This is a genomic window from Bacillus sp. FSL R5-0431 (genome assembly GCF_038002985.1).
In the GTDB taxonomy this organism is placed as follows: domain Bacteria; phylum Bacillota; class Bacilli; order Bacillales; family Bacillaceae; genus Bacillus.
This window is the reverse complement of the sequence record NZ_JBBOOG010000001.1, coordinates 3,664,211-3,670,654: the sequence shown is the minus strand read 5'-3', so window position 1 is coordinate 3,670,654 and position 6,444 is coordinate 3,664,211. Positions and strand designations below refer to the sequence as shown.

The 6,444-nt window shown below is 38.6% G+C and carries 6 protein-coding genes; all 6 read left to right on the top strand.

The genetic code is table 11. The annotated features are described in order from the left end of the window. The first annotated feature begins 619 nt into the window (after window positions 1-619). The 6 genes from rpmH (at window position 620) to mnmG (ending at window position 6,439) form a co-directional block, all read left to right on the top strand. The gene (gene rpmH / locus MKZ03_RS18905; protein ID WP_008360908.1) at window positions 620-754 is read left to right on the top strand and encodes a 50S ribosomal protein L34; all 135 of its coding nucleotides are present in this window, start codon (window positions 620-622) and stop codon (window positions 752-754) included. 78 nt (window positions 755-832) lie between these two features. Further along, window positions 833-1,192, top strand: coding sequence for a ribonuclease P protein component (gene rnpA, locus MKZ03_RS18900; RefSeq protein ID WP_034660668.1), 360 nt, complete (start codon window positions 833-835; stop codon window positions 1,190-1,192). Window positions 1,193-1,350: 158 nt separating this feature from the next. Then, a complete protein-coding gene (gene spoIIIJ, locus MKZ03_RS18895) occupies window positions 1,351-2,133 on the top strand; it encodes a YidC family membrane integrase SpoIIIJ (protein WP_095286180.1) in 783 nt (260 codons plus the stop codon). Further along, window positions 2,130-2,753, top strand: a complete 624-nt coding sequence (gene jag, locus MKZ03_RS18890; RefSeq protein WP_307500635.1) for an RNA-binding cell elongation regulator Jag/EloR — start codon at window positions 2,130-2,132, stop codon at window positions 2,751-2,753. The genes spoIIIJ and jag overlap by 4 nt, the downstream gene beginning before the upstream one ends. Before the next feature lie 402 nt (window positions 2,754-3,155). Further along, the gene (gene mnmE, locus MKZ03_RS18885; protein WP_340974217.1) at window positions 3,156-4,535 is read left to right on the top strand and encodes a tRNA uridine-5-carboxymethylaminomethyl(34) synthesis GTPase MnmE; all 1,380 of its coding nucleotides are present in this window, start codon (window positions 3,156-3,158) and stop codon (window positions 4,533-4,535) included. Between the two features lie 17 nt (window positions 4,536-4,552). Continuing rightward, window positions 4,553-6,439, top strand: a complete 1,887-nt coding sequence (gene mnmG / locus MKZ03_RS18880; protein WP_066031461.1) for a tRNA uridine-5-carboxymethylaminomethyl(34) synthesis enzyme MnmG — start codon at window positions 4,553-4,555, stop codon at window positions 6,437-6,439. The last annotated feature ends 5 nt before the right edge of the window (window positions 6,440-6,444 follow it).

Below are 6,444 nucleotides of genomic sequence, written 5' to 3'. Positions count from 1 at the left end.
AAGGCTTCTCCCCCCTCCTTTTCTTTATAAAATGACCAATATCAAACTGTTATAGAACACGAAAAAGAGCAAATGGTCATCACCATTCGTGCACATACGTTGTTGAAAACAAATAATATAGTAGAAAAACGTCTTTTCGACAAATTACACAGTCTGTGGATAAATAATTCAACAGCCTGTGTAATATCTTTCCACAGCTTATCCACAATTTGTGGATAACGCAAATAGGTCAGATAAGTAATTAAGAGTTAAAACACAAATATAATATCAAAATAAACAAGATGGTGCAATGGGTGTCACAAACTTATCCACACACTTTACATCCTGTTGAAAAATAATTATCCACATCGGTTATTTGTGTGAAAAAAATGTCGATAATGGATGTGGATAGTCTAAATATGCCGGAAAAATATCCACACCCTTGTTTTGCAGGCCTTTTAGGAGGAAAAAAGAATAAAATGCTGGAAACTGAAAAAGAAGGTTTCTTCGTTTGATAAATTATGTTATGCTTATAAGGTTGATAATAAGAGTTTTATCATTGATATTGACAATCGATGGGTTACACAAATATAATGAGTTAGACTGTCTTAAACAGCTATTCCTCAGGGAGGTGTCATAAATGAAAAGAACGTTTCAACCAAATAACCGTAAGCGTAGTAAAGTTCATGGCTTCCGCAGCCGTATGAGTTCTAAAAACGGACGTCTAGTTTTAAAGCGACGCCGCAGCAAAGGTAGAAAAAAATTATCAGCTTAGGCCACTGAATAATGTCAGTGGTCTTTTTTACATAAAATCGTAAATGAACTGTCAGTTTTTATCGGAGTGGAAGAAAACATGAAGAAGCGAAACAGGCTAAAAAAAAATGAAGAGTTTCAAAAAGTGTTCAGAAAAGGTCAATCAATGGCGAATCGTCAATTCGTTATTTACCAGCTGGATCAACCAAATCAAGATGAACTGCGTTTGGGATTGTCTGTCAGTAAGAAGATTGGTAATGCAGTGATGAGAAATCGAATTAAACGACTGATCCGCCAGGTGTTTTTAGAGGAAGGTCATAAGTTAAAGCAAGAAAAAGACTACATTGTCATTGCAAGAAAACCAGCAAGTGAATTGACCTTTGAAGAAACAAAGAAGTCTCTCCAACATTTATTTAGAAAATCCGCTGTTTATCAACAACAACCGAAAAAGTCTTCGTAATAGAAACTTTCGTTGAATCAATTTTTAAAAGCGCTTCCTTCATCTAGTGAATTAAAATGAAACCACCACTTTGTAATGAAAAAATGTTACCATACTGATTAGGTGAGTCACTTTCGTAATCAATTCCAACTTAAATAAAGTTTGAAGTAATGGGAGGAATCTTGTTGAAAAGGCGATTATTACTAATATTTAGCTTGATTGGCGTGTTGGTTCTATTGGCAGGATGTACACAAATCAATGAACCAATCACATCAGATAGTAAGGGATTCTGGAATTCTTATATTGTTTACCCGCTATCTCAATTAATCACGTACATGGCAAATTTGACTGGTGAAAACTACGGGGTTGCGATCATTATTGTGACACTGTTAATCCGCTTGCTCATTTTACCATTAATGATTAAGCAGTTAAGAAGTACAAAAGCAATGCAAGCATTGCAGCCTGAATTGAAAAAGCTTCGTGAAAAATATAGCTCTAAAGACCAAAAAACTCAGCAGCAGCTTCAACAGGAAACAATGGCCCTTTTCCAAAAAAATGGCGTCAATCCATTGGCTGGATGTTTCCCGATTTTAATTCAGATGCCAATCCTAATTGGTTTTTATCATGCGATTATGAGAACAGCAGAAATTAAAAAGCATACATTCTTATGGTTTGACTTAGGCAGTCCAGATCCATTGTTCCTATTACCGATCATTGCGGGGGTAGCTACTTTCATTCAGCAAAAACTGATGATGGCTGGAAATCCTTCGGACAACCCTCAAATGGCTATCATGCTATGGGTTATGCCGATTATGATCATTGTATTTGCCATTAGTTTCCCAGCAGCACTTTCATTGTACTGGGTTGTAGGTAACATTTTCATGATCATCCAAACATTAGTGATTAAAACTCCTCAAGTAAAATTGGATACAAAAGAAAAAGCTGGCGGGAATAAAAAATGAAGGAAATAACTGCTGTCGGTCGCACAATCGAAGAAGCAGTAGATTCCGGACTTAAACAAATTCAACTTCTAAAAGAAGAAGTAGATATCACAATAGTTGATGAAGGAAATAAAGGTTTCTTAGGATTATTTGGCAAAAGACAAGCTGTAGTCAAGTTGATAGAAAAGAGAAATGCTCTTAAATTAGCTACACAGTATTTAGATAATATTGTTAAATCAATTGATCCTAAAGCGAAGATTGTTTCCAAAAAGGAACCGAAAAAGATTTCTTTCCACATTGATGGAGATAAAACGTCATTAATGATTGGAAAAAGAGGACAAACTTTGTACTCTTTAGAAACATTGGTACAGCTAGTATTTAATCGCTATTCTGATCATTATCATCATATTACCATTGATATTGGAGATTATAGGAAGAAGCGACAAGAAGCACTTGAACAATATGCCGTCAAGACAGCAAACAGAGTTTTAAAAACGAAGAGAAAGGTTCATTTAGAACCAATGCCTTCTAATGAACGAAAAGTAATTCATGATACGATCGCCGCATTTTCTAAAGAACTTGCAACGGCATCGGAAGATACAGGCAGCAAGCGTCATGTAGTGGTGCTGTATAAAAAATAACAGAAAGGCTAGAATTCAGCAAAGCTGGATTTTAGTCTTTTTTTATTGAAAAATTGTCTTTCTATAGAAGATTCATCCTTTATTTCTAAAAAATTAGTGTGTGATATGAGTGGAAAACGCCATTTTTACAAGTAAGCAAAGGGATCAGGGCGTTTAAATTTATTGGATTTCGGTGTAAGATGTGAAGATAAGTTTAGAACGTCGTTATTCACATGTGGATAAGTTAAGTGTTAAAATAGATAGGATGCAAAGCTGTGGATAATTAGATAGAGGATACTTTCACTTCGCTTTCATTTATGGTATCTTTAAATTTTGGATTAAGCGTTTTTGATATAGAGATGGACAACGTCCATATAATAGATAAAAGACTGTCTATTAAGTAGAGAAAGAGGTGATTGAGCGATGGATACAATTGCAGCCATTTCGACACCGATGGGTGAAGGAGCAATTGCGATTATTCGTTTAAGTGGGCCTGATGCGGTACAGATCGCTGATCGGATGTATAAAGGGCCTAAGGAGAAAAAACTTGTATCAGTGGATTCTCATACCATTCATTATGGTCATATTGTGGATGCAAGGACTAATCAAGTAATAGAAGAGGTCATGGTGTCAGTACTTCGAGCGCCAAAAACATTTACGAGAGAAGACGTTATTGAGATTAACTGCCATGGCGGAATTGTAACGGTCAATAAAGTATTGCAGCTTGCTTTAAGAGAAGGAGCAAGATTAGCGGAGCCAGGTGAGTTCACAAAACGTGCTTTCTTAAATGGAAGAATAGATCTTTCGCAAGCAGAGGCTGTCATGGACTTGATTCGGGCAAAGACTGATCGTGCGATGAACGTAGCAATCACTCAAATGGAGGGACGCCTCTCCGGTTTGGTTCAGCGACTGCGCGGCGAGATCCTAGAAACACTGGCGCATATTGAAGTCAATATTGACTACCCTGAGTATGACGATGTTGAAGAAATGACACATCGCGTCTTAGTGGAAAAAGCGACATCGGTCAAAAAAGAAATTGAGTCGCTGCTTTCGACTTCTCAGCAAGGGAAAATCCTTCGAGAGGGCTTATCCACTGTGATTATAGGAAGACCGAATGTTGGAAAGTCTTCCTTGCTGAATAGCCTTGTACAGGAAACAAAGGCGATTGTCACAGATATTCCTGGAACTACGAGAGATGTCATTGAGGAATATGTGAATGTAAGAGGTGTACCTCTTCGTCTAGTCGATACTGCGGGTATACGTGAGACTGAGGACATTGTTGAGCGTATAGGGGTTGAACGATCTAGACAGGTCTTAAAAGAAGCTGACCTGATTTTACTTGTGCTCAATTATAGCGAAGAATTATCAGAAGAAGATATGAAGCTTTTTGAGGCTGTCTCAGGTATGGATATCATCGTGATTGTGAATAAGACAGACCTTGAGCCTAAGCTTGATGTAGAAAAGGTCAAGCAGTTAGCGAAGGATCGTCCGATCGTCACCACATCATTATTACAAGAAAAGGGCATTGATGAGCTTGAAATGGCGATTCAATCACTGTTCTTCACTGGATCAATTGAAAGTGGAGATTTAACGTATGTAAGTAATACAAGGCATATTGCCCTCCTTCAGGCAGCAAAACAATCAATTGAGGATGCTCTTGAAGGCATTGAAATGGACGTACCGATCGACATTGTTCAAATAGATTTAACACGCTGCTGGGAACAGCTCGGTGAAATTATAGGAGATGCTGTTCATGAAAGCTTGATTGATCAGCTATTCTCTCAATTCTGTTTAGGAAAGTAAAGGGAGGAACATAAGAAATGGGTTATGAAGCTGGCAATTATGACGTAATCGTCGTGGGTGCCGGTCATGCTGGGGTTGAGGCTGCTCTTGCTTCTGCAAGACAGGGCGCCAAAACACTTGTATTGACTATCAACCTCGATATGGTTGCTTTTATGCCATGTAATCCGTCCGTAGGCGGTCCTGCAAAAGGGATTGTCGTTAGAGAAATTGATGCACTGGGCGGAGAAATGGCACGAAATATAGATAAGACGCATATCCAAATGCGCATGCTGAATACGGGGAAAGGACCTGCTGTCCGTGCGTTAAGAGCGCAAGCAGATAAGTTCCAATATCAGCATGAAATGAAAAAAACAATGGAAAATGAACCGAACCTGACAATGCTTCAAGGTATGGTGGATCATTTAATTGTAGAAGATGATGAATGTAAAGGTGTCGTTACCCAAACAGGAGCAAACTATCGTGCGAAGTCTGTTGTATTAACGACTGGGACTTTCTTAAAAGGCCGCATTATTTTAGGGGATCTATCGTATTCAAGTGGTCCTAATAACCAGCAGCCATCAATCAAATTATCGGATCACCTAGCAGAGTTAGGATTCGATTTGGTTCGCTTTAAAACAGGAACACCTCCTCGAGTGAATAGTCACTCGATTGACTATAGTAAAACAGAAATTCAACCAGGTGATGATGTTCCGCGGGCGTTCTCCTATGAAACGGTTGAATATATTACAGACCAACTGCCATGCTGGTTAACATATACGAGTTTAGAAACACATCAAATTATTGATGAGAATCTTCACCGTTCTCCAATGTATTCAGGTATGATTAAAGGAACTGGTCCTAGATACTGCCCTTCCATTGAAGATAAAGTGGTTCGTTTCAATGACAAACCGAGACATCAAATTTTCTTAGAGCCAGAAGGTCGTAATACGCAGGAAGTGTATGTTCAAGGGTTATCTACAAGTCTTCCAGAGGATGTACAGCAGCGCATGCTTTCCACCATCCCAGGGCTCGAAAATGTACAAATGATGAGAGCGGGTTATGCCATTGAGTATGATGCAATTGTGCCTACTCAGTTGTGGCCTACACTTGAGACGAAGAAAATTTCTGGATTATATACAGCTGGCCAAATTAATGGTACGTCTGGCTATGAGGAAGCAGCAGGTCAAGGAATTATGGCAGGTATTAATGCAGGAAGAAAAGCATTGGGTAAAGAAGAAGTCATTTTAAGCCGATCTGATGCATATATCGGTGTTCTCATTGATGACCTTGTCACAAAGGGAACAAATGAACCTTACCGTCTTTTAACATCCCGTGCAGAGTATCGTTTGCTTCTTCGTCATGACAATGCGGATTTAAGATTAACTGAACTTGGCTATCATATTGGATTAATTTCTCAAGAAAGATTCCAGACATTCCAGCAGAAAAAAGAAGCCATTGAAGCAGAGAAAAAACGTTTATATTCTGTCATCATCAAACCTACAGCAGAGACACAAGAATTTATTCGTTCACTTGGTGGAAGTGAGCTGAAGGACGGTATTCGTGCAAGTGATTTGATGAAGCGTCCAGAAATGAACTATGAATCTGTTGTGACGTTAGCTCCTGCTGAAACACCACTTCCTTCTGATGTGTGTGAGCAGGTAGAGATTCAAATTAAATACGAAGGTTATATTGAAAAGTCACTCCAACAAGTTGAAAAGCTGAAAAAGATGGAGAACAAAAAGATTCCTGATCGTATTGATTATGATGCCATCAAAGGAATTGCAACTGAAGCGAAACAAAAGCTGAAAGAAGTCCGACCGCTTTCTGTTGCACAGGCTTCTCGTATTTCAGGCGTTAACCCTGCTGATATTTCTATCCTTTTAGTATATTTAGAGCAGGGACGTATTGCGAAGATAGCAGAATAGAAAGG

What these genes read in the sequence shown, in the direction of transcription:
- rpmH (WP_008360908.1), top strand. Translation starts at nt 620, where the DNA reads ATGAAAAGAACGTTTCAACCAAATAACCGTAAGCGTAGTAAAGTTCAT.
- jag (WP_307500635.1), top strand. Translation starts at nt 2,130, where the DNA reads ATGAAGGAAATAACTGCTGTCGGTCGCACAATCGAAGAAGCAGTAGAT.
- mnmG (WP_066031461.1), top strand. Translation starts at nt 4,553, where the DNA reads ATGGGTTATGAAGCTGGCAATTATGACGTAATCGTCGTGGGTGCCGGT.
- rnpA (WP_034660668.1), top strand. Translation starts at nt 833, where the DNA reads ATGAAGAAGCGAAACAGGCTAAAAAAAAATGAAGAGTTTCAAAAAGTG.
- mnmE (WP_340974217.1), top strand. Translation starts at nt 3,156, where the DNA reads ATGGATACAATTGCAGCCATTTCGACACCGATGGGTGAAGGAGCAATT.